This window comes from Paenibacillus baekrokdamisoli (assembly GCF_003945345.1).
Lineage (GTDB): Bacteria > Bacillota > Bacilli > Paenibacillales > Paenibacillaceae > Paenibacillus_Z > Paenibacillus_Z baekrokdamisoli.
The window spans coordinates 5,777,890-5,804,321 of record NZ_AP019308.1; the positions used below are offsets into that span (position 1 = coordinate 5,777,890).

23 protein-coding genes are annotated in these 26,432 nt (G+C 46.7%); 17 read left to right on the forward strand and 6 right to left on the reverse strand.

Features of this window, described 5'->3' with window-relative positions:
- Positions 1 to 4: 4 nt before the first annotated feature.
- From EKN16_RS25385 to EKN16_RS25415, 7 genes are all read left to right on the forward strand, one after another.
- Positions 5 to 1,015: a LacI family DNA-binding transcriptional regulator gene (locus EKN16_RS25385; protein WP_125663517.1), complete on the forward strand. Its 1,011-nt coding sequence runs from the start codon at positions 5 to 7 to the stop codon at positions 1,013 to 1,015.
- Between the two features lie 50 nt (positions 1,016 to 1,065).
- The gene (locus EKN16_RS25390; protein WP_125663519.1) at positions 1,066 to 2,025 is read left to right on the forward strand and encodes a carbohydrate kinase family protein; all 960 of its coding nucleotides are present in this window, start codon (positions 1,066 to 1,068) and stop codon (positions 2,023 to 2,025) included.
- Complete coding sequence (locus tag EKN16_RS25395; RefSeq protein WP_125663521.1) at positions 2,022 to 3,389, forward strand: family 4 glycosyl hydrolase; 1,368 nt, start codon at positions 2,022 to 2,024, stop codon at positions 3,387 to 3,389. Before EKN16_RS25390 ends, EKN16_RS25395 begins: the two co-directional genes overlap by 4 nt.
- 74 nt (positions 3,390 to 3,463) lie before the next feature.
- Positions 3,464 to 4,924 (forward strand): leucyl aminopeptidase family protein, encoded by a 1,461-nt coding sequence (locus EKN16_RS25400; RefSeq protein ID WP_125663523.1) that lies wholly within the window; start codon positions 3,464 to 3,466, stop codon positions 4,922 to 4,924.
- Between the two features lie 43 nt (positions 4,925 to 4,967).
- Positions 4,968 to 8,039: a glycoside hydrolase family 2 TIM barrel-domain containing protein gene (locus tag EKN16_RS25405; RefSeq protein ID WP_125666667.1), complete on the forward strand. Its 3,072-nt coding sequence runs from the start codon at positions 4,968 to 4,970 to the stop codon at positions 8,037 to 8,039.
- A 1-nt stretch (position 8,040) separates the two neighbouring features.
- On the forward strand, positions 8,041 to 9,471 hold the full coding sequence (locus EKN16_RS25410; protein WP_125663525.1) for an alpha-L-fucosidase: 1,431 nt from the start codon (positions 8,041 to 8,043) through the stop codon (positions 9,469 to 9,471).
- Positions 9,472 to 9,595: 124 nt separating this feature from the next.
- Positions 9,596 to 10,495, forward strand: coding sequence for a metallophosphoesterase family protein (locus EKN16_RS25415; RefSeq protein WP_125663527.1), 900 nt, complete (start codon positions 9,596 to 9,598; stop codon positions 10,493 to 10,495).
- Between the two features lie 55 nt (positions 10,496 to 10,550).
- Here the strand turns inward: EKN16_RS25415 and EKN16_RS25420 are convergent, their stop codons facing one another.
- Complete coding sequence (locus EKN16_RS25420; RefSeq protein WP_125663529.1) at positions 10,551 to 12,323, reverse strand: sulfatase family protein; 1,773 nt, start codon at positions 12,321 to 12,323, stop codon at positions 10,551 to 10,553.
- A 485-nt stretch (positions 12,324 to 12,808) separates the two neighbouring features.
- On the opposite strand from EKN16_RS25420, the gene EKN16_RS25425 reads away from it, so the two are divergent.
- Positions 12,809 to 13,318: a hypothetical protein gene (locus EKN16_RS25425; protein WP_125663532.1), complete on the forward strand. Its 510-nt coding sequence runs from the start codon at positions 12,809 to 12,811 to the stop codon at positions 13,316 to 13,318.
- A gap of 180 nt (positions 13,319 to 13,498) precedes the next feature.
- Here EKN16_RS25425 and EKN16_RS25430 read toward each other — a convergent pair whose 3' ends face one another.
- From EKN16_RS25430 to EKN16_RS25440, 3 genes are read right to left on the reverse strand one after another with little or no spacing between them, the layout of a single operon-like run.
- Positions 13,499 to 14,401, reverse strand: coding sequence for an iron-hydroxamate ABC transporter substrate-binding protein (locus EKN16_RS25430; RefSeq protein WP_125663534.1), 903 nt, complete (start codon positions 14,399 to 14,401; stop codon positions 13,499 to 13,501).
- A gap of 28 nt (positions 14,402 to 14,429) precedes the next feature.
- A complete protein-coding gene (locus EKN16_RS25435; protein ID WP_125663536.1) occupies positions 14,430 to 15,446 on the reverse strand; it encodes a FecCD family ABC transporter permease in 1,017 nt (338 codons plus the stop codon).
- Positions 15,447 to 16,382: a FecCD family ABC transporter permease gene (locus EKN16_RS25440; RefSeq protein ID WP_232016591.1), complete on the reverse strand. Its 936-nt coding sequence runs from the start codon at positions 16,380 to 16,382 to the stop codon at positions 15,447 to 15,449.
- Between the two features lie 335 nt (positions 16,383 to 16,717).
- Between EKN16_RS25440 and EKN16_RS25445 the strand changes: the two genes are divergently transcribed.
- From EKN16_RS25445 to nagZ, 6 genes are all read left to right on the forward strand, one after another.
- Positions 16,718 to 17,320, forward strand: a complete 603-nt coding sequence (locus tag EKN16_RS25445; RefSeq protein ID WP_125663540.1) for a TetR/AcrR family transcriptional regulator — start codon at positions 16,718 to 16,720, stop codon at positions 17,318 to 17,320.
- A gap of 23 nt (positions 17,321 to 17,343) precedes the next feature.
- Positions 17,344 to 17,967 carry a molybdenum cofactor guanylyltransferase gene (gene mobA, locus EKN16_RS25450; protein ID WP_125663542.1) on the forward strand — a complete coding sequence of 208 codons (624 nt, stop codon included), beginning with the start codon at positions 17,344 to 17,346 and terminating at the stop codon, positions 17,965 to 17,967.
- 29 nt (positions 17,968 to 17,996) lie between these two features.
- Positions 17,997 to 18,830 carry a uroporphyrinogen-III synthase gene (locus EKN16_RS25455; RefSeq protein WP_125663544.1) on the forward strand — a complete coding sequence of 278 codons (834 nt, stop codon included), beginning with the start codon at positions 17,997 to 17,999 and terminating at the stop codon, positions 18,828 to 18,830.
- Positions 18,831 to 18,858: 28 nt separating this feature from the next.
- Complete coding sequence (locus EKN16_RS25460) at positions 18,859 to 19,542, forward strand: DNA alkylation repair protein (RefSeq protein ID WP_125663546.1); 684 nt, start codon at positions 18,859 to 18,861, stop codon at positions 19,540 to 19,542.
- A 111-nt stretch (positions 19,543 to 19,653) separates the two neighbouring features.
- Entirely contained in the window at positions 19,654 to 20,478 is an 825-nt protein-coding gene (locus tag EKN16_RS25465) for an alpha/beta hydrolase family protein (protein ID WP_125663548.1), read from the forward strand.
- Between the two features lie 261 nt (positions 20,479 to 20,739).
- Positions 20,740 to 22,086, forward strand: a complete 1,347-nt coding sequence (nagZ, locus tag EKN16_RS25470) for a beta-N-acetylhexosaminidase (RefSeq protein ID WP_125663550.1) — start codon at positions 20,740 to 20,742, stop codon at positions 22,084 to 22,086.
- Positions 22,087 to 22,248: 162 nt separating this feature from the next.
- On the opposite strand, the gene EKN16_RS25475 is transcribed toward nagZ, so the two are convergent.
- Together EKN16_RS25475 and EKN16_RS25480 are read right to left on the reverse strand one after the other, a co-directional pair.
- Positions 22,249 to 23,214 carry a DMT family transporter gene (locus EKN16_RS25475; protein ID WP_125663552.1) on the reverse strand — a complete coding sequence of 322 codons (966 nt, stop codon included), beginning with the start codon at positions 23,212 to 23,214 and terminating at the stop codon, positions 22,249 to 22,251.
- A 432-nt stretch (positions 23,215 to 23,646) separates the two neighbouring features.
- The gene (locus tag EKN16_RS25480; RefSeq protein WP_125663554.1) at positions 23,647 to 24,282 is read right to left on the reverse strand and encodes a DsbA family oxidoreductase; all 636 of its coding nucleotides are present in this window, start codon (positions 24,280 to 24,282) and stop codon (positions 23,647 to 23,649) included.
- Positions 24,283 to 24,513: 231 nt separating this feature from the next.
- Between EKN16_RS25480 and EKN16_RS25485 the strand changes: the two genes are divergently transcribed.
- The 3 genes from EKN16_RS25485 to trxA all read left to right on the forward strand — a co-directional run bounded on the left by EKN16_RS25485 (position 24,514) and on the right by trxA (position 26,375).
- A complete protein-coding gene (locus EKN16_RS25485; protein ID WP_125666669.1) occupies positions 24,514 to 25,401 on the forward strand; it encodes a DUF72 domain-containing protein in 888 nt (295 codons plus the stop codon).
- Positions 25,402 to 25,549: 148 nt separating this feature from the next.
- Entirely contained in the window at positions 25,550 to 25,975 is a 426-nt protein-coding gene (locus tag EKN16_RS25490; RefSeq protein WP_125663556.1) for an RrF2 family transcriptional regulator, read from the forward strand.
- Between the two features lie 88 nt (positions 25,976 to 26,063).
- Entirely contained in the window at positions 26,064 to 26,375 is a 312-nt protein-coding gene (gene trxA, locus EKN16_RS25495; protein ID WP_125663558.1) for a thioredoxin, read from the forward strand.
- Positions 26,376 to 26,432 lie beyond the last annotated feature (57 nt).

The window sequence follows — 26,432 nt, forward strand, 5'->3', positions numbered from 1 at the left end:
CAAGATGCAGGTTAAAATTAAAGATGTGGCCAAACGGGCTGGGGTTTCTGTGACCACCGTTTCCAGGGTTTTGAATGGAGAAAAGTATGTCAAAGACGATCTCAAAGCAAAGGTAAATCGGGTCATCGAAGAATTGGGATACGCTCCAAGTCAAATCGCCCGTAGTTTGGTTCGCAAAAAAACGAACCTCATCGGCGTCATAGTACCTGATCTGACCTCAAGCTTCTATTCGACGATACTAAGCAGTATTGAGGAAGTGGCAAGTGCCAATGACTATAATCTGCTTGTCTGTAATATCAGTGAAAATATTGATAAAGAGCTCAAGTATTTGAATGTGTTTCAAGAAATGCGGGTTGAGGGCATTATCATCATGCATGAAAAGATCAATGAACAAATCCGGAACTTCATTCATAAAATCAATATTCCTGTCATTTTCTCCAGTGTAAAACCAATGGATCAAAAATTCATATCGGTCATTGTCGATGACTATGCAGCCGCTTATGATGCGACTAAGTATTTGATTGAACTGGGCCACGAATCGATTGGATTCCTTGGTGGCGACATGCGGGATATTACGTCGGGTCAGAACCGCTACAGCGGATATCGGAATGCAATGGCGGACAGCGGCAAAAAGCTCATATACGAGCATATCCGGTTTGGTGATTACAAGGTTCGAAGCGGTTATGAGCAAATGAAAGAAATGCTCAGCACCGAAGCGCCACCTACCGCGGTATTTGCCGTTAGTGATGACATGGCGGTCGGTGCCATGAATTGCATTCGGGATCATAATCTGCGCGTGCCCGAGGATATCTCTATCATGGGATTCGATGGGAGCCAGTTGACTGAATTGGTTCGTCCAACACTTACTTCCATGGAGCAGCCGATTCATCTTATGGGGAAAGTGACGATGGATGTGCTGCTCAAGCAAATTGAAGGAGACAAAATTCCGGCGGAAGATGTGGTGTTAGAGCACCGATTGGTCGTTCGTGAAAGCTGCCGGAATTTGAATGAATAAACTTAAGAGTTCAAACAGGGAAACCGCAAGGGACAAGGACGTGATTAGTTATGAAACCATACGATACCATCGTAATAGGAGATATCAATATTGATTTGGTCGTTGCGGGATGCAACGACCTACCTGCACCAGGTCAAGAGGTACTCGTTCAGAATATGACCCTGCATGTCGGAGGTGGAGCGGCATTGTTTAGTTTGGCGCTTGCCAAACTGGGGTTGAAGATTGCCTTTAACGGGATACTTGGAGAGGATGGCTTTGGGCAGTTTGTAAGGGATAAACTTATTGAATCTGGAATCGATACCAGATTCATTCGCAAGAGTACGATGAACAACACGGGGATCTCCATTGCCATCAATCCGGAGAAAGATCGCTCCTTTATCACTTACATGGGTTCCAACTCGGAATTGAACCTGCAGCAGCTGGACATGAATAGTGTTATTTTGGGGCGTCATGTTCATTTGACGGGTTACCGCGGAAGCCAAAATCATAAGGAATATATGGAAATGACAAATAGGCTGAAATCGCTGGGATTGACGACTTCCCTTGATGTGGGATGGGATGATACCGGGGAATGGTATAAGGGTATATTTGAGCTGATGAAGCAAGTGGATGTGTTCTTCATGAATGAGGTCGAGGCACAGCATTATACAGGCTGTTCTTCGGCAGAGGAAAGCATAGCGGAATTGTCTCGACACTGCCGCCATATTGTGGTCAAGCTGGGCTCCGAAGGAGCCGTCGCGGCGGTTGACGGCCAGCTGATGTACCGATCTGGATTTGAGATACCCGTCGTCGATACGACCGGTGCCGGGGATTCTTTCAACGCTGGATACATTTACGGCTTCTTGACTGGTGAGCAAACGGAGCAATGCTTGCTGTTTGCCAACGCATGCGGCGCGATGTCCGTTAGCCAATCCGGCGGAAGCACGGGAACACCGGACCGAGCAGCATTGGAGCACTTTATTGCGGAGAAGGTTGGTCATACAACGGATATTTGGGAGGCTGCGGGATGAAGCTGACGTTAATTGGCGGGGGCGGCGTACGTGCCGTTCTTTTTACGAAGAGCTTAACGTTGAAGGCGGAGCAAGTCGGCATCACCAAACTAGTGCTGCTCGACGACGATTCCGCACAACTAGAGATAATCAGCCAATTATGCCAAGTTGTTATCGCGCAAAGCGGCATCCATCTGGAGCTTGAGTCTTCTACCGATGCTAGAGCCGCACTGAAAGATGCAGCTTACATCGTAACAACGATTCGGACCGGCAAAGAACAGTCTAGGTACACCGACGAGCAAATTGCATTGAACCTGGGCGTCATCGGTCAGGAAACGACGGGGCCAGCTGGCTTCTCTATGGCGCTTCGTACGATTCCCGTGCTGCTGGATTATTGCAAATTAGCCAAAGAGGTTGCGCCGGACGCATGGATGTTTAACTTCTCCAATCCATCCGGCCTGGTTACCCAAGCGCTTCGCAGTGCGGGATATGACCGGGTTATCGGAATTTGCGACACTCCTAGCCATACGAAATTACGCATGGCAGAGGCGATGGGCATCGACCCGAAGGAGCTGTACGTGGAGTTCTTCGGATTGAACCATTTGTCCTGGATAAGCAAAGCGATCTACAAAGGCGACGATGTGTTGGGACGATTAAAAAATGACGCAGCCTTCATATCGCGTGTCGATGAATTCAAAATGTTCGATCCGGATTTGCTGAAGGCACTCCCTTATTTACCCAATGAGTATTTGTATTACTACTATCACAGGGAACAAGCGATGGCGAATATCGTCAAATCGGGTATGACCCGGGGTCAAATGATCGCTCAGAACAACGCAGAGATGCTTGAAGCGCTGAAGCAGATCGATATCTCTAATCAACCAGAGCGGGCGCTTCAGACCTATATGTATTATACGCAGAAGCGGGAAGCCTCTTATATGGCAATTGAAACAAATGGGAAGGCGAAGCCGCTGCCTCCAGCAGAAGAATTACAACTGCCGAATTCCCTCGGCTATGCAGGCGTCATGCTCGACTTCGTTGATTCCCTGCAAACGGGGGCCGAACATAACATTGTGCTTTCCGTGCCGAACCAAGGAAGTATTGCTGGTTTCGACGACGAGGATGTAGTGGAAATTTCGTGCAGCATAACGGCGGAAGGCGCGAAACCGATTCAAATCGGCGATGTGCCGGAATCGATGTACCTATTGATGCGGAACGTGAAGCGGTTCGAAAGATTAACCGTTGAGGCTATAAACCATAAGTCCAAAGAGCTGGCAATCGAAGCATTGACGGTGCATCCGTTGGTCTGTTCCTATTCATTAGCTAAACAGCTCGTGAATGATTATTTGCAAGCGTATCAACCGATCTTGGGAGATTGGCGATAAAAGCTAGCATTAAAATTGGCAGTAAGGCTGGCGGTTAGGCTGGCCGAATTGCAGTAAAATGGAGGAATTATGCAATGAAATTTGAGATTAACGCGGCCATTACTGCACAGACCTTTATTTTACCTGTATTCGTGGAAAGTTTGCCTGATTTACCGAAACTCCGGGAGTCACTGCAATCGGTGACGATTTTACCTCACATGGGAGCCAGGCATGCGATCACGTGGTTTTATGGTCATAGCGGCCAACCGGATCTTGTGCTTGTCGGTCTTGGAGAATCGGCTAAATTTCAATCCTCCTATATTCGCGAAGCTGCTGGTAATGCGGGACGAGCTTTGCTGAAAGAAAAGCGCCGGACGGCTGCCGTTTCGTTCGAAGCGCTGCCGTCCATCGGTTTATTTGAAGGCTGCACGGCAGATGATATTGCGGCATGGGTCGAGGGCTCGCTGCTCGGCACCTATTCATTCGATAAATATAAGGCCAAATCGGCAGAAGACACGGACTTGACCCTTTATTTTGCAGGTGAGGAAAACGGGGAGTGGACAGAGGCGATCCGACTTGGTCAAGTGCGAGCGGAGAGCACGATGTGGGCGCGTGATCTGACTAACGAGCCTCCCAATTATTTGCGTCCTCGGGATCTGGCAGCAAGAACGGTGGAGCGGTTCACTGGTACTTCGGTTCAAGTATCCGTTCATGAGGCTGACGAGTTGGAGCGGCTCGGCTTTGCAGGCTTGGTTGCAGTAGGGAAGGGGAGCATGCATCCTCCGGTATTTCTGGAGCTTCGGTATTGCACGGATGCAGCCAAACCGCTCGTTGCTTTGATCGGTAAAGGCATTACATTTGATACGGGTGGAATCAGCCTGAAACGAGATCATGATATCAGTGATATGCGTATGGATATGGCCGGAGCAGCAGCTGTGCTTGGGGCTCTCGATATTATGGTCCAGAGCGGAGCGGCTGTGAATGTGGTGGTCTTAGTGCCGTCGGCGGAGAATAGTCCGTCCGATCGTTCGATGCTGCCAGGTGAAATCATTCGCTATGCCAATGGGTTAACCGTTCAAGTAGGCAATACCGATTCGGAAGGTCGGCTTATTCTGGCGGATGCCTTGCTTTATGCCCATCGCATCGGTGCTGTACAGGCGATTGATATGGCCACGCTAACTTATTCGGTTGTAGGGGCACTCGGTTCTAAGGTTGCCGGTATTTTGGGGGATGACCAATTGGTCAAAGCGATCAAATCCGCTGGTGAACCATATGGCGAGAACATATGGCAGCTTCCTTTAATAGATGAATACGAATCTTATATGGACAGCGATTATGCCGATACCTCTAACATCAGTCGTGTAGGCGAAGCAGGCGTCATTACGTCGTCTTTATTTTTACGCAAATTCGTGCATCCAACGCTTACGTGGGCGCATATCGATATGAACGGCCCTAAGGATTCATCCTCTGCCAAAGGCGAATTCGCTGTTGGGGCAACAGGCTTCGGTGCACGAATGCTAGCTGCCTTCGTGACGAAGCAAGACGCGAAAAAATAGAGACATAGAAGCCTCCTACAGGCTGCTGGGAAGGGTGAAAGAGATGTTATCGATCGAGAGATATTGGGAAGATCCAGGCAAGCTTCATCTTAATCGGGAGGAACCAAGAGCGTATTATATCCCCTATGCAGATGAAGGCTCGGCGCGAGCCAAGAAAAGAGGTCGCTCCCCTTTCTACCAAACCTTAAATGGCAGCTGGAAATTTCAATACCATGCCAGTGTAAAGAAAGTAGCGGAGGGATTCTACGAACGATCGGCGGATGTAAACGGTTGGGATGATCTGCTCGTTCCCTCCTGTTGGCAATCTCAAGGCTATGATCAGCTTCAATACACGAATATTAACTATCCGTTCCCGTGTGATCCCCCATTTGTGCCGAGTGACAATCCTGCCGGACTGTACGTCCGGGACTTCAATTTGGCCGAACAGTGGGACGGCAAAGAACAATACGTTGTGTTCGAAGGCGTCAATGCATGCTTTTATTTATGGGTTAACGGACATTTTGTAGGGTACAGCCAAGGCAGCCGAGTGCCTGCGGAATTTCTTGTAGCTCCTTATTTGCGATCTGGATCAAACCGGATGGCGCTGATGGTTCTTAAGTGGTGTGATGGCAGTTATTTGGAGGATCAGGATTGTTGGCGGTACAGCGGTATTTTTCGGGATGTTTATTTGCTTGCCCGTGATCAGATGCATATCCGTGATGTGTTCGTTAAACCGCTGCTTACCGATGATTATCGTAGTGGGGCGCTGCAGATTGATGTAGATACGACAGGTAGTCTGGAGGTAATGGCGGTACTGAAAGGCGATAATGGCAGGATCCTTTCTACTACCAAGGCTATCATTGATCATAGAGGAACGCTCGCTCTCGATGTGGCAGACCCTAAGTTATGGAATGCTGAAACACCTTTCTTATACGACTTATACATTTATTCTGGCGAGGAGATCCTTCGGTTCCAAGCTGGTTTCCGGAAGGTAGAAATTCGGGATGGCGTGTTGCGAATTAACGGTCAATCGGTCAAGCTAAAAGGCGTAAACCGGCATGATTCTCATCCTGAACTGGGCCAGACGATTCCACTGAATCATATGATCAAAGACTTGAATTTAATGAAGCAGCATAATATTAATACGGTTCGTACATCTCATTATCCGAATGATCCGCGGTTTTTGGAGCTTTGCAACGAATTCGGCTTCTATGTCGTGGATGAAGCAGATTTAGAATGTCATGGCCTCGGAACGGCGGGAGGTTGGGAGAACGCCCATCTACTATCCGAGGATGCGAAGTGGAAGGAAGCTTTCGTCGAACGTGCGGCGCGCATGGTAGAGAGGGACAAGAATCATCCTTCCATTATCATGTGGTCGATGGGGAATGAGTCCGGCTATGGTGATAATCACATTGCCATGGCGGAGTGGACGCAAGGCAGGGATCCTTCTAGACCGGTACATTACGAAGGAGCGGCTCCGCACTATAAAGGCAATCCGAAGGTTGATTGTCTTGACTTGGAAAGCCGGATGTACACCTCAGTTGCGGAAATTGAACAATACGCATTGGATGAGAACAACAAGAAGCCTCTTTTTCTTTGCGAGTATAGTCATGCTATGGGGAATGGTCCAGGGGACCTGAAGGATTACTGGGATGTGATCTACAAGCATCCGAAGCTGATCGGTGGCTGCGTCTGGGAATGGTGCGACCATGGGATCAAGAGTGAGACGGATAAAGGGGAGTCCTTCTATGCTTACGGAGGCGATTTCGGCGATAAACCCAATGACGGCAACTTTTGCATGGATGGTCTCGTATCTCCAGACCGTAAGCCGCACACAGGTCTGTTGGAGCTGAAGAAAGTTATAGCGCCAGTTCATATTGAAGCAGAAGATTTGAAGAACGGTCAACTGAAAGTTACAAATCGGTATGACTTTATCGATTTGTCTCAAATCGGACTGCATTGGAAAGTGGAGAAAGATGGGCAAACCATCCAGCAAGGCCAGCTCTGGCAGCTGGATGCGGCACCGCATGAACATCAGATTATAACACTTCCTTACCAATGGCCGGAGCAAGCAGATGGCTGTTATTACCTCACCTTGTCCTGCTGGCTTAACCAGGAAACCACGTGGGGAGCAATGGGACATGAGGTGACATTTGAGCAATTTGCGTTGTGTGATACCGCTAATGTGAATACCTCCGATGTTAATACGGGTATGAATGCCGTTGTGAATGCCGCTGTGAATGCCAATGACAGGAAAGCACTCCCGACTATTCGGGTTTCGGAAGAGGGCAGCGTTCTCACTCTAAGAGGGTTTGATTTCCTTCACCAGTTCGATCTTGACGGAGGCACCCTTGTGAAGATTTCTCGGCACGGCCTCGATCTGATCGAGCAGCCGGTCGGCTTCAACATCTGGCGTGCGCCCACTGATAACGACATGCATGTCCGGCTCAAGTGGAAGGAAGAAGGCTATGATCGCGCGGGATTGAAAGTGTATCATTCCGAGTGGATCCAATTGGATGACGGTACCGTGGAGATCAAAGTGTCGTTCTCTTTGGGCGGTTATTCTAGGTTCCCTATTCTACGCGGAGAAGCCGTATGGCGAGTAGATGGCGAAGGGGCAATTGGGCTTCAGGTACAAGTGAAGGTCCGGGAGGATTTGGTCTATTTGCCTCGCTTCGGACTTCAGCTAACGATGCCGAAGGGCAACGAGGAAGTGGAATACTTTGGACTGGGACCGCATGAGAATTATATCGACAAACGTCAGAGCGTTAGAAAAGGCTTATATTTACTCACCGTGGACGAGATGTCTGAGCCCTACAATATGCCGCAAGAAACGGGTTCGCGATTTGGCACAGAGTGGGCGGTCGTATCCAATGAGCTGGGGATGGGTTTAAAATTCACTTCAGCGGACTCTTTCTCTTTCAACGTATCGCACTTTACATCGCAGGATCTTACAGCAGCTGCGCACAGGTATGAGCTGTCGAAACGGAAGGAAACGATTGTTTATCTGGATTACAAAATGAGCGGCGTCGGATCCAATTCCTGCGGACCGGATCTGTTAGAACACTATCGGTTAAATGAAAAGGAATTCCAGTTTGAGCTTCGAATAAAACCTATTTGCAAGGAGGATGAGTAGCTTGGAAAAAATGATACAGCTTGCTGCACAGGTAACGCCGTCTGAACGTCAATTGGCATGGCAAGAAATGGAGTTTTATGGCTTCATTCATTTTACGGTGAATACGTTTACGAATCTGGAATGGGGGCACGGGGACGAGGATCCGGCTATCTTTAATCCGACTGAGCTTGATGCCAATCAGTGGGTGGAGGTATGCAAATCGGCAGGCATGAAGGGATTGATTCTAACCTGCAAGCATCATGACGGCTTCTGTCTGTGGCCGAGCCGCTATACCGACCACTCTGTCAAAAGCAGTCCGTGGAGAGAGGGGAAAGGTGATCTGGTCCGTGAGGTTGCTGATGCTTGCCGCGCCGCTGGAATCCGTTTTGGGATCTATCTTTCACCATGGGATCTTCATGAATCGTCTTATGGCGATTCAGCGGTCTATAATGCTTTTTTCCTCAATCAGCTCCGTGAGCTGCTGACCGAATACGGCGATATTTTCTGTGTATGGTTCGATGGGGCATGTGGAGAGGGACCTAACGGCAAAAGGCAGGTATACGACTGGAAAAGTTACTATCAGCTCATTCGCGAGCTGCAGCCGAACGCCGTCATCTCGGTATGCGGTCCGGATGTGCGCTGGTGCGGTAATGAAGCCGGCCATACACGTACTGCGGAATGGAGCGTCGTGCCGGCAGCTCTGCAGGACAATGAGAAGATCCAGGAACATTCGCAAAAAGAGGATGACGGCGAATTTGCCAAACGAATTCTCTCGCATGACGATGATTTAGGGAGCCGGGAAGTTATTCGGGAAGCAGGCGAGCTTGCCTGGTTTCCTGCGGAAGTAAACACTTCGATTCGTCCAGGATGGTTCTATCATGCCGAAGAGGACGATCAGGTCAAGTCGCTGGATGAGCTGTTTGAAGTTTATGTACGGTCGGTCGGAGGCAATGCCACCTTCCTGTTAAACCTGCCACCTGACAAGCGCGGATTGATCCACGAGAATGATGCGCGGCGGATGAGTGAGCTCGGGCAGGCGATACAAGGCAACTTCCAAGTCGATTTGTGCACGGGAGCCACCGCTGCTGCTTCTTCGGAATTGGATGACCAGCATCGGGTGAATAACCTGTTCGATGGGAATCCGGACACCTATTGGTCTGCGACGGAAGGAACGGAGAAGACAGAGATCGTAATCGACCTGCAAGAGGAACAATCATTCGACCGAATCATCCTTATGGAACAAATTCGGGTCGGCCAACGCATCGAAGGTTTTGTCTTGGAATGGAAAGATGGAGAGGAATGGAATCCTCTGGATCAAGGGACGGTGGTCGGTTACAAGCGCATTTGCCGCTTTGACAAGGTGAATGCCCGGTACATCAAGCTTTCCATCACTGCATCCAGATGGTATCCAACGCTGCAAAGCTTCCAAGTTTTTTTGAGTAAGAAAGTATAAGTTTCCTCTATACTTTGCTTATATCAGAGGGAAGAAACTTGCTTCCCGCCAAGGACGGCGTTAGCCTTTTCTTCTTGGTAAATGAAATCGTTACTAAGATGATTATTATAGAGGAGGAATTAACATGGGACATCATAAACTACAATTTCGAGAAGATGGCCAATTTACTATCGTTCAATTCACTGATCTGCATATAAAGGATGGCATTGAACCAGAAAAGGATGTCCAAACGCTTTCGATTATCCAGCAAATAATAGCTGACCAGCAGCCTGATTTAATCGTTTTTACTGGCGATCTTATCTCTAGTATGGATGCGGAGGATCAAGCAGGAACATTCCGCCGAGCGATTGACGGAGCTGTTCAATCAGGGATTCCATTTGCTGTTATTTATGGTAACCATGATTCGGAGAAAGGCATTACTCGTCAACAATTAAATGACATTTTAACCGAATTCGATAACAGCTTGTCTGTGGATGGACCTGAGGATATACATGGTATAGGCAATTATGTGCTTACCGTAGCAGGGGCTAAGAGCGAAGCGGATGCGGCAGTTCTATACTTCTTTGACTCGGGGGATTACGCACCGGAATCCATTGGCGGCTACGGTTGGATTCACCCAGATCAGGTTAGCTGGTACCTAGCGGAATCTGCTAAGCTGACGCAAAAGAATGGCAGCCCGCTGCCGGCGCTCGCTTTCTTCCATATTCCAATCCCAGAATACGAACAGGCCTGCCTGCAGGGTACGATAAAAGGGAATAAAGGTGAGAGCGTATGCTGTCCTAAACTGAATAGCGGCTTATTCACGGCGATGCTGGAGATGAAGGATGTTATGGGGACCTTTGCCGGACATGATCATGACAATGACTATGTTGGAGAGCTGCATGGGATTCGGTTATGCTATGGACGGGTTACGGGTAACAACACGTACGGTAAATTGGAGCGTGGGGCGAGAGTTATTACCCTAACGGAAGGAAAGCGCGAATTCGATACTTGGATAAAGCTAGAACAAGGATCAATTATATAATTGAGATTCAATTAAATAATTGAGATTTAATTAAATGATCAAGATGAAATAGCTTTCAGTTTGTTCCCAGCATACTTGGTACCAACCGTTTGTGTTTCCGCTGCTGCTCTAACAGAGCTGCCATAAATTCCTGCATCCCTTTCGGCTGCAAGGAGGCAAAAGCTGGATGTGCAAGGTTGCAGGTTTCAAGCGGGTCTGCGGTCAAGTTATACAGTTCATACTCCTCAGGAACCGGTTCGGTTTTGACTGATGTGACGTAGTGAGTGGACTGGGTTGACTGCAGGCCAGCATTGGGGCCTGCCACTAGCTGGGCGGTGATATCTTTGCTTCCTGGTTGGCTCCAGAATTGATCGTTATCAAAGTAGCGGGAGTACTTCCACAGCTCTTTCCTATTATTCCTGTGGATGCTGGCGACAACGGTTTCGATATGATTCGGCTGTATAACGGAAGGATAAGGTATCCCTAAAGGATTGATCTGGTGCTGGCCTCTCGTCACATCGTCGTCAATCATGAAATAGATCGGTTCTTCCACTGGATTGGACTTGTTCTGCTCTAATATAAAAGGGGACAGGTCACGGCCTACAAAGGAATGAACTTCACTGAATTTAGTGTGCAGGCGGCATTGGATGTCACTTATATCAGCATTGGCTAGTCCTAGCATCGTAGGCAGCAGATCAACATGGCTTGTAAGTGTATTGCAATGCATAGGCTTTGGGAAACGTTTTGGGTTATGAATGAGAAAAGGGACATGCAGCATTTCCTCGTAAGCACAGTACCATTTTTGATGAAGATCGCCATGTGCACCAAGTAATTCCCCATGATCAGATGTGAAGATAATAATCGTATTATCATAGAAGGAAGAGCGGGTAAGAGCTTCCACAACCTTATGCATTTGCTGGTCAGCATTTTTTTGCAACTGATAGTATAGCTTGCGGTAATGCGATTGGTTAATTATGGGCTGCAGCGCTCTAGGATATAGATGCTGATAGCTGGCTTGACACCGCGGCTTGGTATCTAAAGGCTCGTTTAATGTAGGTGGAGGACTGACCAAAGGCATGGGCTCCACGTCAAAATTGAACGTAGGAAGATGTGCAGTGAGCGCTCCGTATAAAACAATATCATGAGGATTCACGAATGAAGCGACAACAAGCCACGGCTTTGCATTCTTATCGATGTCTTTCTGACAGTCGAGAGCTTCGATGAGTTCAACCACTTCTGAAGCATAGACCACATCTCTGCCACTTACTCCGAAAGCAGCGGAAGAAGCAGAATTTCGCGGATTTTTACCGTGAGGTTCAGGACCAATCCAGCTGGAAAATCCAAAGCTGTCCAGATGGTCAGCATGCAGATACAATTCCTCTCGTTGTTTATCAGGTACACCCGTCATAGAATGATAGCTAGGGACGCCTTGGTGCGTACCAGGAACAACAATATCTTCATAGGAGATATGCCACTTCCCTTTATAATACGTTTGGTAACCTGCCTCGCGAAAATAATTCCCCACAGTTGGCACCGTATTTCTACCCAGCCAAAACATATCCGAGTCAAAGGTTTCCTTGGCAATTCCGTTTGTCTGACTAACGCCATGGAGAGAAGGGTATTGCCCTGTCATCAAGGTAGCTCGGCTTGGGCAGCAGGCTGCACTTCCAATATAATGTCTGTGGAATTCCATAGCATTAGATTTTAAAAACTCATGGGCAATGAGATTTTGTTTGCGCCATTCTTTTATTTCTGCATTCTCATAAACAGGTGGATATCGTTCCTCATCAACGAGGATGACGAGAAAATTAGGTTTGTCATCGTGATGTGGGAGAGGCTGTTCATTCATAGCATGCACATCCTAGGTTAGCGGTTTTTACCCTAAACTACGTGATGAGGCTCTAAAAAAGAAGTAGAATAAAATTTTTAAAATCATCTAATATGATAAAATAACTTTATGAATTATTATAGGTGTTGGATTTAACTTCGATTTGGGGGTGTTGGAAATAGATAACGGTACTTTTGTTGCTATTTTTTCGAGTTTTATGGGAGCATTTGTCTGTATAATGGTTGCCGTAAAAGTTAGAAAAGATAAAAAGAGAAAATAATAAAAATCTTGAAACAGGATTGAGTCGCGGATGCAGCCGTTAATCAGATGGAATGTTCTTCCGATCGCTGTTGAGCCCGGATTTCTTATTTTGTCCCCTGATAAGGGGGGAACTTATAAAGATAATCCGTATAGAGTGAATTACGCAGCTTATTTCAAATCATTGACAGACTTCCTTGGATTCCATACAATCCAAATGAAGGAGTGATTGTATATTGTTGATAAGTATGAAGCGTGTTGAGGTTGATTTATTAGATGACATGTCTTTGCAATCAGCGTGTTTTGGACCATTGATTCAGGCGTATAAGGAAATACGAACTCGTGGAGACGACGAAATCAAGTTCTACAATGAACTAACAAATGGACAACAAGCATTGTTTATGTTTAGAGCTTTTTATGAACATGCCCGTAAATCTGCCGAAGACTTATATTGGTGGAGCGCCTATTTTATGGCCCAAACCGGAAGATGGCCTTCATTAAAAAGAGGACTAAGTTACTTCGAGGATGTTGTCGCAGTGACACTCATTGAAGATATAGAGAGGTTTCTCAAAGAAAGAAATCATCCAAGAAGCTTAGAAAACTTCGATGTTACAATACAAGACCTTGAGAATGATTCTGAACTGTTATCATCCTTTGAAATCTTTTATGCTCGTTACCAAGCGGTTACACCGATAACGATCAAACGAATCGGCCAGTATATTCGTGAACATGCTGACGAGTTTTTGGCTCTACTATAATCCGTGCATGCCAACACGAAACAAAAGCGAAGCGGACGGAATCGTTCTGAAGAAGCGAAGCGTTCGCCTTTGTCTCCGGATTTCTACCCCTAAGGGATAGAATCAAGAAATAGGGAGACAACAGCGATCGTAAGAATGATCCGTCCGCGCAGCGGGGTTCTTATGGATCTAGCAATTACGTTACTTGGCGAATATTTTTTCCGCATCATCTAATGCCAATTTGTTGCCAAGCGCTGAGTAATCAAGCCATGGTTGTACCCCGATTGTGTAGATATGATTTTCCTTTACAGCCTTCAATCCTAGCCAAATCGGGTTTTTTTGTAATTGTTGGTACACTTTTTTAGCTCCATCTTCATCATTGACAACAACGAAGATTGCATCTGCATCAAAATCCGGAAGCACTTCTTGGGAAATCACTTCATAGGCTTTATTTATTTTCTCGACGCCATTTGCTGGTTTTAAGCCTAAATCATCAAATAGGATAGGACCTAAAGGACGTACCATGCCAAAAACACGTAACTCTTTTGCCGTAACACGGATCGCCATCGTCTTGCCATCGCCAATTTTTTTGTGCACAAGAGTTTTCACGCGTTCTGTCTGTGCTTCGTAATCATTGATAAACTGCTTCGCTTGCTGCTCACGGTTTACAAGCTTCCCTACCTGGTTTAAATGGTCGCGCCATGTCCCCTTGTCAAGGTCAAATACTTCAGTCTTCGCAATTTTTTCATATTTGGAAAGATCTTTCCCGGCATATTTCTCATCAGCGTATATGACATCAGGGTGTAAGGCCAGCAAAGCTTCCATGTCGGGATCTGTTGCCGCTCCGAGCTCTTTCGTGTTTTTCAAGCGATCCGCCACATGAGGCAAGAAAGCTTTACTATCACCTCCGACAACGGACCCTACAGGGGTGATGCCAAGAGCAAGCAAATCATTAGTTAAATGTATAGAAAGCGAAGCAATTTTAGTCCCTTTGCTTACCGTTTCATCTTTGTTTGCTGCCCCGTTTTGCTGCGGTGCCGACTGACTGCAAGCAGATAAAATAAGTGTGCAAACAATGCTCATCAAAAATATAAGTTTCTTCATCGTCAATTTCTCCTCTATCATCATGCTGTTATTTTGTTCTTACAAGTAAATAAAGGAAGTAAGGCGCTCCGACTGCAGCCACCACCACGCCTGCTGGAATTGAGTTCGGTTGAAATATTGAACGGCCAATCGTATCAGCCACCACCAGTATAACGAGGCCAATAAGTCCGGCTACTGGAAGAAAATGCTGATGGATCGGCCCGACAAGGCGACGTGCAAGATGAGGAGCAGCCAAGCCAATAAAACCGATCCCTCCTGCCATGGACACGCTGGCGCTAGATAAAGCGACAGCGCACGCCAACAACAGATAACGCTGTCGCCTTACAGGAGTCCCAAGACTGGTCGCTACCTCATCGCCAAGTGAAAAAGAATCCAATGTTTTGGATTGAAAATAGGCATAAGGGACAAATATGACAATCCACGGAAGCAGCGCATAGACATTTACCCAATCTCGCCCCCATACATTCCCGACCAGCCATCTTGCTGCAAATGTGTAGGTGTCCTCGTCAAGACGAAGCGATAAAAATAGCGTAATCGCACTGAAACCAGCCGCAACCGCAATTCCGACTAGCAGTAACCGAATAGGCAGTACTCCTTTATGACGGTCATACGCTAATAAAACAATCAATAGAGCAGCCGCCACACCACCCGCGAAAGTAAACAACGGAATCAAAATGGAGGACATTCCCTCCAGCGTGTGGAAAAAGCTAACAAAAACAATGAGACCAAAAGAAGCTCCTGCGTGAAGACCTAGAATTCCCGGATCAGCCAACGAATTACGGGTCACTCCCTGCAGAATAGCCCCAGATACGCCTAATCCCATTCCTGCTAACATGGTAACCAAAATACGCGGAAGGCGGTAATCAAATAACACCATCGTATCGTCATAATTCCCATAACCAAATAAGGTTTGAAAAACGGTTAGAGGAGAAAGCCGAATCGTGCCTGTATTTAAACTGATCAAAAGGGTAATGACACAAATAAGTGACAAGAATATAATGACTGCCAAAACTCTCGTTCCCCTGGAGGTCGCCTGCTTGTTCATTTACAAATTCCTCCTTTCTCTACTGGCAAGGTAAAGAAAGAAAGGTACCCCGACAAGTGCCACCATCGCACTGATAGCCAACTCTTTGGGTGGATTCACAGTTCGCGCCCCTAAATCAGCCAATACAAGCAGGATCGCCCCCAATAAAGCTGACATCGGAATAATCAGTCGGTAATCTACCCCAACCAGCTTGCGCGAAATATGTGGAATCACGAGTCCAACAAACCCAATTGGTCCCGCAACTGAAACGGAAACCCCAGCTAGTATGACCGCACAAACCATTCCTAAAATCCGAATCCGCTTTGTTTTCTCACCTAAACTGACCGCAATATCCTCACCAAGCGAAATGACCGAAATCGATCGGGCCAGTACGAACGTAAAAGCGATGGTGAGCAAAATAATGGGCACCAGCAGCTTTAAATGAAACCACTTTACTCCAGCCACGCCGCCAGCAAACCAAAAAGCCAAATCCTGACTCAAATCATAATAAATCGCGATCCCTGAGCTAAGTGAACTAAGTAGTGCCGCCACCACAGCGCCTGCAACCGTTAGCCGAATTGGTGTTAAACCGCCTGGTGTCATGGATCCAAGCAGCATGATAAATAATGTACTTAACACAGCCCCGATAAACGAAAGCAATATTAAAGCCAAATAAGGTAGGTTTGGAAAAAACGCAAAACTAAGCACCACCATAAAGCTGGCACCCGCATTAATCCCCAAAATCCCCGTATCAGCTAACGGATTGCGCGTTACTCCCTGCATCAAAGCACCTGCAACTGCAAAAGCCGCCCCTATCACTGCAGCACCGATTACACGCGGAAGCCGTAATTCATGAATAATTTGATCTGAAGTTAGCGCTGGATTATAATTGAAAATCGCTGTCCAAACCATTCTCATAGTAATCTCTTTCGCTCCAAACGATACCGCCAAAAACATAGACAACAATAACCCAAGCACCGCCAAAACAAATATAAAACTAAGTAACACAACGCTCGAATGAGCAGTAGAAGTTTTTCTGAAAAACTTATGTACCCATTTCGAATTCATCCATGAATGTCCCTTCTAACTATTGAAAATGATTCTCAGTATCAACACCAACATTGGTATTATACCATTAAAGCGATTAAAAACAAGTTCGACACTTTTTTGTGTTCGACACTTTTTTGCGCATAGCATAGACGTGATGAAGGGGATGGCTAAATCCATTGATTTGTACTAATTTTGTTGAATTGCTCTAAAACTTAAGCTAGACTACAAGTGAGGTGGAGTAGATGAACGGCTACGAACGACGGAAACAGAAAAAAATCGAGAATATATACAGCGTCTCCTTTCAACTATTTTTCAAATTCGGATTTCAGAAGGTCAGTGTGAATGAGATCGCTCAGAAGGCGAATGTTTCACCTGCAACCATTTATAACTACTTTGGAACAAAAGAACAGCTCTATACCGATATGCTTATGAACTGGATGGACAAGCAGTTAGAGCAGTATGAGAACATTCTTGATTCAGAGCTTTCGTTTCCTGAGAAGACTAAAGAAATCATGCTGCTCGAGGCCAAAAATTTAAATATTCTATCGGATGAGTTTCCGAGATCCCCATCCTCTGAGTTGAGTGGATTGATGCAAATGATGGAAAAGTATAACGAGCAGAAGGTCATGCACTTTTTTAATAAGTTTGTCTCGCTTGGGAAGCAAGCGGGTTATATTCATAAAGATCAAACAGAAGAGATGACGATGTTTTACTTTACGATGTACAAGAATGAGCTGGGTCGGTATTGGGAAGCATCGGATCAAGAACGCGTAACTCGGAGCATGGATCAATTGATCGGATTGTTCTTCTATGGGTTAGTTGGACAGGTGCAGGATCAGAAGTAGGGTATGGGGAAGGAGCATTCGAAATGTTGCAAGATCTACCGTCTATTCATGGTCTGATTCTTGCTGGTGGAAGAAGCTCACGTATGGGGACGGACAAGGCGCTGCTCGCGGTCGTGGGGAAGCCCCTGCTTATGCATATTATTATGCAAATGAAATCTGTAGGTGTGAAGTCAGTAACCGTTGCGGTTAATGATGCAGCTAGAGAAGAAGTCTATCGTAATGCGCTAACGGAGCATGGTGGCTACGAATCTGTACAATATGTGCATGATCAATTCATAGACTGTGGTCCAATCGCGGGCTTGCATGCTGGGTTATCCATGATGCCTGAAGAAGGCTATGTCTTCGTCCTTGCCTGTGATATGCCGATGCTATCGGAATCGCTGCTAGATCGAATGGCAGCAGAATGCGCATTAATAGAAACAGAAGAGCATGTGGAAGTGATTCGTACGCCGCTGCAGCCCTTTCATGCCTTGTATCATACTTCTGCTGTACCTAAGCTTCTTCTCCAGCTAGAGAGAGGGGAGTTCCGAATGATGCGCATGCTGGATCAGTTGAGCCATTTGCTTATCCAACCAACGCTAGCGGAGGAAGAAGCCTTTAGAAACTTGAACACACCGGAAGCTTACGAATCGTTCATTGGATTGTGAAGCATATCATCATCAACAGGAGGTTCATCATGGCTCGTTTAGAAGGAAAAATCATTGCCATAACCGGACCGCGCAAAGCGGAGGAATTCAGCAAGATGGTTGGCAAATTCGGAGGTACAAGCCTCATACGCCCCGCTCAGGGAACTGTCTTCCTGGATGATACACAGATCGAGGAGCAGCTCAAAGCGTTGATCGAGAATCCAGCGGATTGGATCATCCTTACAACAGGTGTAGGAACCGATGCCTTGCTGCAGATGGCGGAGAAGCTTGGGCTTGGCGAGCAGTTTCTAGCTGTACTCGGGCAAATTCGGATTGCGGCTAGAGGTTACAAGACAGTAAATGTACTGCGCAAGCTTGGGCTTACGCCCGAGGTTCGGGATGATGACGGAACGTCAGCCGGTCTGCTTCGGATGATGGAGGCTTATGATCTTCGTGGGAGCTCGGTTGCGCTCCAGTTATATGGGGATCCAGCTCCACGTCTAGTTGCTGAATTAGTGAAGCGGGGCGCCCATTGCGAGGAGCTTTTGCCTTACCGGCATATAGCACCAGAAGGTAATGTAGTGGAGGGGCTCGTCGATGAAATCTTGACAGGACAAGTGGATGCTGTTGCCCTCACAAGCACGGTGCAGGTACGCTATCTCATCGGCTGTGCGACCAAGCTTGGTAAGCTGAGGGAGCTGCGTGAAGCATTCGAAAGTAAGGTTCTTGCCGTCGCGGTTGGGAAAGTAACAGCGGAAGCCGTTCACGAGGAAGGCATTCAGCGCGTGTTATTCCCGGAGGAGGAACGAATGGGCAGTATGATTGTGGCGATGAGTAAATACTTCAATCAAGACGAAGAAGACTTATCAGATCTCATATCCTAGCATGGCTATAAACAAGAGGAGGGTTGCTATGAGTTCGAGCTATGCGAAGCAAATGGAAGCTTGGCTGCGCAGTCACCAGAATTCCGAGACTGCAGGGCCGATGATAGCCTATATGCGTAATCAGTTCCCTTTTCTAGGGCTCAAAACCCCTCAACGTATGGCAGTCACGAAGCAGTTCGTGAAGGAGCATGGCATACCTTCAGGTGAAGATTTGGAGCAGGCTGTACGCGAGCTGTGGACCATGCCTGAGCGGGAATTCCATTACACCGCGATTCTGCTGCTGGAGAAACGGATGAAGGAAGCACTGCCCTCGCAGGTTAATTTGCTTGAATATATAATTACGACGCATTCCTGGTGGGACACAGTCGACCTCATCGCAAGCCATTTGGTAGGCGACTTGTTTACCCGTTATCCAGCGCTCATTCCTGTCTATACAAGTAAATGGATCTTGTCAGATGATCTTTGGCTGCGCCGGAGTGCGATCCTATTCCAGCTTGGCTACAAAGGGAAAACAGATACAGAGCTGCTGTTCTCATTCATTGACCAATGTAAAGACGAGAATGATTTCTTCATCCGCAAGGCGATTGGCTGGGCGCTTCGAGAATATAGCAAGACAGATGCCGAAGCAGTGAGGCATTTCGTGGCTCAGACGGAATTATCGCCATTAAGCGTTCGTGAGGCGCTGAAGAGAGTCGGGAAAGAAAAAGATTGAATAAGATGAGGCTAAGCAGGCAAATTTACAATTGACGACGATAGAAAAGCATGGTATTCTTAATTCCAACAAAGTAGGTAGGAATTATGGGAAATAGGTGGTGCTCTCCTTATGAATCATCCAATAACGATTAAGAGTGGTCAGCTAGAGCTGTCCGGTGTACTGCAATATCCCGTACGGGATCATAATGAACGCCAAGCGGCTAAGTATCCGCTTATTATTATATGCCATGGCTTTATTGGCAATCGAATGGGTACAGATCGATTATTCGTAGAAGCAGCCGAGCGTCTGACGCACAGCGGGTATCTTGTACTGCGCTTTGATTATGGAGGCTGCGGCGAGAGCACAGGCGATTATGGCAGCGGCGGGCTTGATGAGCTTATCGAGCAGACTCGCACAGTCATCGATTATGGATTTGGTCTTGATATCGTTGATTCGGAGCGAATTATTCTGGTCGGACACAGCTTAGGGGGAGCCGTAGCGGTTCTGACAGCTGCTCGCGATTCGCGTGTGAAGTCTCTCGTGCTTTGGTCTCCAGTTGCCCATCCTTTCATGGATATCCGTAACATTATCGGAAACAAAGCGATTGAAGAGATCGATCGTACAGGCAAAAGTGAATACATGCATTATGAGTTTACGAAGCAGTTCACGGATTCGCTTGCACAGTATCAGCCGCTCACAGAGCTTCGCGGTTATAACGGTGACGTACTGATCGTACATGGCACCGCGGATACGGTCATTCCGGTCGATTACTGCTTTCTTTATCAGAAGATGTTCTGGCTTCGTAAAGAAGGCAATTGTGATAAAGAGGTTATTTTGCAGGGCGACCACACCTTTTCCTCCAAATCCTCCAGAGAAGAGCTCTTCGATGTTACCTTCCGTTGGATCGATGTCATCGGGAAACGTCGTTCGGACTGGAGCTTGTGGACGATTTAACTAGAGCGAGTCTGCATACGGAGAATGATAGAACAAAGCTGTTAATGAGTGTAAGGAGCCATGATTGCAATGGTTTCTTACGCTCATTTTGTTTGTGCGCTTTGGAGAGAGTAGATCCAGATGCTTACAGAGCGTCAGGGTGTGTAACTTTATGCTATAATTCATCGTTGTTTATAGAGGTATGGAAAGGTAACAATATTGAAGGGTAGAACAGACAGCTAAGATGAGATAAAACAAACGAGTGAACGGTGGTGTGCATAGATGACTTTACGTAAAACTGGAATATCCATGCTGCTAGTTACTTGTCTACTGGCATCTGGATGCGCGAATAATGGGGGCAAGGCCACGAATAATACTGGTCAACCACCTGATACAGAGCAGAATAGCTCAGGCACTGTGCAGACCGGTGACGGCACGGAGCAGACCACTCCACCTGGAGGGAATAAGGGCAGCTCATCAGGAAATGGAAGTGGAGACGGCACAGCTGAGAAACCGCCAGTCACCCCGGTAAGCGATACGATTAAGAAGGAACTCGCAGCGATGACGCTTGATGAGAAGCTTGGGGAAATGCTTATTGCTGGTATCGAAGGCAATACGCCGAATGAGCAGACGAAGCGGATGATTGAGAAGCAGCATGTTGGCGGTATTATTTTTTATAAAGAGAATGTAACAGACCCGAAGGGTGTCGTTGCCTATGTGAATCAGCTGAAGACTTGGAATCAAGGCAATGCTGCACCTCTCTTCATCTCTGTGGATGAAGAGGGCGGACGCGTGAGCAGGCTTCCTGGTTTAGCCGCTTTGCCCAGTGGTCATGAGGTCGGGAAGGTGAACGACCGTTCTTATGCTATGCAGATTGGCAGCTTTCTAGGTGAGGCGGGCAGCAGCATGGGCTTTAATATGGATTATGCTCCGGTACTGGATATTAACAGTAATCCCAACAATCCCGTCATTGGTGACCGCGCGTACGGGGCGACAGCTAAGCTGGTGACGGCTATGGGAATCAATGTGATGAAGGGGATTGAATCGACAGGTGTCATTCCTGTAGTGAAGCATTTCCCGGGTCATGGTGATACAGCTGTAGATTCACATCTGGAGCTGCCGATCGTGAAGAAGAGCTTGAAGCAGCTTCAAGCCTTCGAGTGGCTGCCCTTCAAGGAAGCGATTAAAGAAGGCGCAGATGTGGTCATGATCGCCCATATTTTGTTTCCCAAGCTGGATCCTATTTATCCGGCCTCCCTATCCAGGACGGTCATAACCGATGAACTGCGCGGTACGCTTGGGTTCAAGGGGGTTATCATTACGGATGATTTGACGATGGGGGCGATTGCGAAAAATTACGGAATGGACGAGGCCGCCGTTCGTACGATTAAGGCGGGCAGTGACATTTTGCTGGTGGCTCATGGTTACGATAACGTAGATAACATCTTGGCAGCCTTGAAGAAAAGCATCAAGAGTGGAGATATAACGGAGAAAAGAATCGATGAGAGTGTGGTGCGGATTTTGCAGCTCAAAGAGAAGTATCACCTTACTGAGGGAACGGCTGTGGAGACGCCGAATCTGACCAATCTCAATGCGGCTATACGCAAAGCGATTGCATCGCATAAGTAGTTGTTGACCAAAAGGGAGTGGCGCTTATGCGCTGCTCCTTTTTTGCCACCGTTTTATCGCTAATATTCGGAACGTTCCTTCGGCAATTAAGTGTTAGACGGACTAAAAAAATAAGCAAAGGTAGCCTTTGGACATGAAAAAAAGTCCTAGACTGCCTTTGCTTTATTGAACTCGTTTTCCATTGTTCAAAGAAGGAGAATGTGTAACATAACTGTGTAAAATCATCCCAAGGATTACGATAAACATACCACTCCAGGATATAAGAGAAGGAAGCTGAATAGACAAAAAGACGAGTTCTCCTAATAATGAAAAAAACACTTCCATGGATTGCGTTGCTTCAATAGTTGCCAACTTCTGCATGTTTCCTCTTACCATATCTGTTGCTTTAAAAAATAAAACAGTAGCTATTACTCCAGAAAAAATGGCAACCAAAACGGATTGAATGGTTTGCTCTTTACTTGGCATACCTGTGGTACAAAAACCGTAGAACGAAAGCAAAAGCCAGAGCGGTAAACTAGCTAAAGTCATCCCTAGTACACGTTGATATGCATCTAGACGTCCCGCACATACCTCCATCATTTTACGATTACCTAATGGATAAGCAAATGAAGCTATAATGATAGGGGTCACTCCGAATAACAAATCTGTTATAGAAATTGATTTTGACTGTTCAATTTGCATTAGAATGATTCCGAGCAGAATGATCAGAGACATCAAAAGACCTTTGAAGGGGATTTTCCCACGTGATTTTATAGGACCATTCTTTGTTTGTACGATTTCTGAAAAAAACGGAGCAAGTAAAGAACCTGATATAATTGTGATCTGCCAAGTTCCAGCGATAAGCCAGCCTGGTGAATATGCTGACGCGAAACATAAGGGAGCATAAAATAACCCAAACCCCACAAAGCTCCATAGAAGCCAAGTTCCTGGTGCTTCTCTCATTACTTTCAGAAGAGGTATAAGCTTATTTTTTGACATCACAATGATTAATAAAAGTGGAATCATAAAGATATAACGTAACGAAGCACTCCATATCCAATTCCCACCAGACAACTCCATAGACCGATTAAGAACAAATGTAAAAGAAAAAAAGAAAGCAGCAAAAACACCTAACAATATAGATCGCAATTGACTCACCTTATTCTGTCTGTTTAGTTATCGTGTTATTTAAAAGCACTTCGGTTTTATTTTCAAGACGCCTCTCTTGAAGAAATCTACCTATTAGCATTCCTGTAGAGCGTTAAATTTCCGCTTTGCAAAAAAAAACGAGCGCCTCGGTACGATGGGAGTATGCAACGGGTCATAGCCCTTAAAATCCCATCAACCAGGAGGACGCTCTACTATAAATTCTAAATCGCAGGACAAACAAAATCAACTCGCTGAAAAAATTACCAATTGGTAGTCGGGATCGACTTTCTTCCTATATTCACATGCCAAAAATGAGGATTTGAACCTTTTCAAGATATATAGAAACTTCATGTATAACGAAAAAAAAGAAAATAAGCAGGATGTGAGCAAGTTATTACTGCTCATATCCTGCTTATTTTTAAAAATCACAACTTACTCCCCAGTAGCCACACGTTCCATAAGCCCAATAAGCTCATCCGCCGGATAAGCACCAGACAGCGCGTATTTATTATTAAACACGAAGTACGGCACACCGGTTACACCGATTTTATGCGCTTGCTCGATGTCGGCGTCTACCGATTCGCTGCCTTCTCCAGCAAGCAGACGAGTGCGAATATCTGCTTCATCTAAGCCGAGCTCAATTGCGACGGCTAACACCTCGCTGAGCTGAGCGACATCGCGGCCTTCCTCGAAAGTGGCGCGAAACAGTGAATCAACCGCTGCCGTCTTGCTCTCTTCAGGGACTAGAGCGATGAAGCGGTGAGCAAGTCTAGTGTTCGGCATCCGGGTGACACGGTCGAAGCGGAACGTAACGCCAACGGCTGCACCAGATTTGGTAACATGCTCAAGCATGCGCTGAAGCGTTTCAGCACCGCCCATTTTCTTCTGCATGACTTCATCAAATGAACGTCCTTCCTCGGGAAGGTTGGGATCCAGCTGATAAGCCTTGTATGTGATCGTAACGGGCTCGCCGCCTTTGGCTTCCCATTGCTTTAAAGCGCGAAATAAATTTTGTTTACCGATTCGGCACCAAGGGCAGACCACGTCAGAGTACAAATCAATATGCATATGTCATAATCCTCTCATGGGTAATTTTTATACTTTATTTTAACACAGGTGCGCCTACAGTTCCTAACCCCTAATTAATGAGTTTCAGTTGAGAAGGTACAAACACGCTGCGCGGAAGATCCTACGGATAGAGCCAATCCCTCTTTTAAGATATTTCTCAGGCGGTTACAATATTATTAGCACAGCATTATCTTAGGAAGCAGCTGAACCAAAGAGGTGAACAAAACAATTATGATTCGAATTGGCTTAGCAGGATGGGGAGATCACCCAACTTTATATAAAGAACCGGGCGCCAAGAAAAACAAGCTGGCCGCCTATTCGCGATGGTTCAATTCTGTGGAGGTGGATAGTACCTTCTATGCCGTGCAGTCCCCTGAGCTCATGAAGCGAGGGGCAGATGATACACCGCCGGAATTTCGTTTTGTTGTAAAAGCTTACCAGGGGATGACAGGCTATTCGCGGGGTGGAGGCAGCAGTTATAAACCTTTCGCAAGCGAGGAAGCGATGTATGCTGCTTTTCACGAATCTCTTGCTCCTCTAAGGGAAGCCGGGAAGCTGGCAGCTGTGCTGTTCCAATACCCGCCGTGGTTTGATTGCTCCCGTCCTTATGTCGATCAGATTCGCAAGGCGAAGCGGCTCATGGGAGACGTGCCTGTTGCTCTGGAGTTTCGCCATCAGAGTTGGTTCGAGCCTGATATGCGGGAGAGAACCTTGGATTTCACGCGGCGTGAAGGGTGGATGCACACCGTATGCGATGAACCGCAGGCAGGTGAGGGCTCGGTGCCGATTGTAGAAGCTGCAACCGACGAGAAGGTGACGATTGTTCGGCTGCATGGTCGTAACAAGGAAGGTTGGGTATCCACTGGCCAGCCGAATTGGCGGGAAATTCGTTATTTGTACCGCTATAACAAGGATGAGCTGGAGGAATGGGTCGAACGGCTGAGGCGGCTTGATGAGCTATCCCAAACGGTTTACATTCTGTTCAATAATAACTCCGGCGGGGATGCCGCAGATAATGCACTGCAGCTCATGCAGATGTTGGATCAGCTACCTGTGAGAGGCGCGTTTGAACAGGTCAAGCCAGTTGAAGAAGCGGAGCAGCTGGAACTATTCGACTGATTCCACGAGGCAATCAGCAGACTCCTAGGGTTCTAACTTAGAAGGAATAGAAAACAAAGAAGTAAAGCAAAATAAGAGACATGCCACCATTGACAACAACAACTGTAACTGATATTATTACAGTATAAAGCGAGGTGGTCGCTAAAACATGAACAGCGAATTTACGATTGCCGTACACAGTTTGGTATATTTGGCTCACAAGCCGGAGCGAATGGCTTCCAGCGAAGCGATTGCTGACAATGTAGCGACGAATCCGGCGAGAATTCGCAAGGTTATGAGCTGTTTGAGGCGAGGCGGTTATGTCGACACGCGGGAAGGCGCTGGCGGCGGATACAGGCTGACACTTGATCCAGCAGTAGTCACCTTAGCTGATATTTATAGGCTTATGGCCCAAGGATCTGTCATTCCGAGCTGGTGCTCAGGCAATCCGGATATGGATTGTGTAGTGGGCTCCAATATGAAAGAAGTGATGGACGGTATATTTTGCAAGGCGGAGAAGCAGCTCGAGAGTTACTTTAGCGGCATCACCCTTACCGATATGCTGAGTCAGATTCGAGACTGTGAGGATTGTTGATTCGATCTTATGATGTGATGGGTATACCCTTCTCATACAGTGTTTGCAGCTCATGTAAGAGAACTTATATTTGAGAGGATGATTGAATATGGCAGTAGCATTGACTAAAGACAACTTCAGCAAAAGCATTGAGAGCGGCGTATCCTTGGTTGACTTCTGGGCACCATGGTGCGGACCTTGTAAAATGCAGCTTCCAATCGTTGAGGAGCTTTCCACTGAGCTTCAAGGCACAGCGGTAATCGGCAAAATTAACGTAGATGAAGAGCCGGAATTGGCTTCCCAATTCGGCGTAATGAGCATCCCTACACTTATTTTGTTCAAAGACGGTCAACCCGTTGACAAAATGGTTGGCTTGCAATCCAAAGACGCTTTGAAAAACAAAATTCAAGGCCATATCTAATAAACCGAGTTCAACATAACTCGTTCTTTCTTATCTCATATTTTGTGAGCAAGCAAA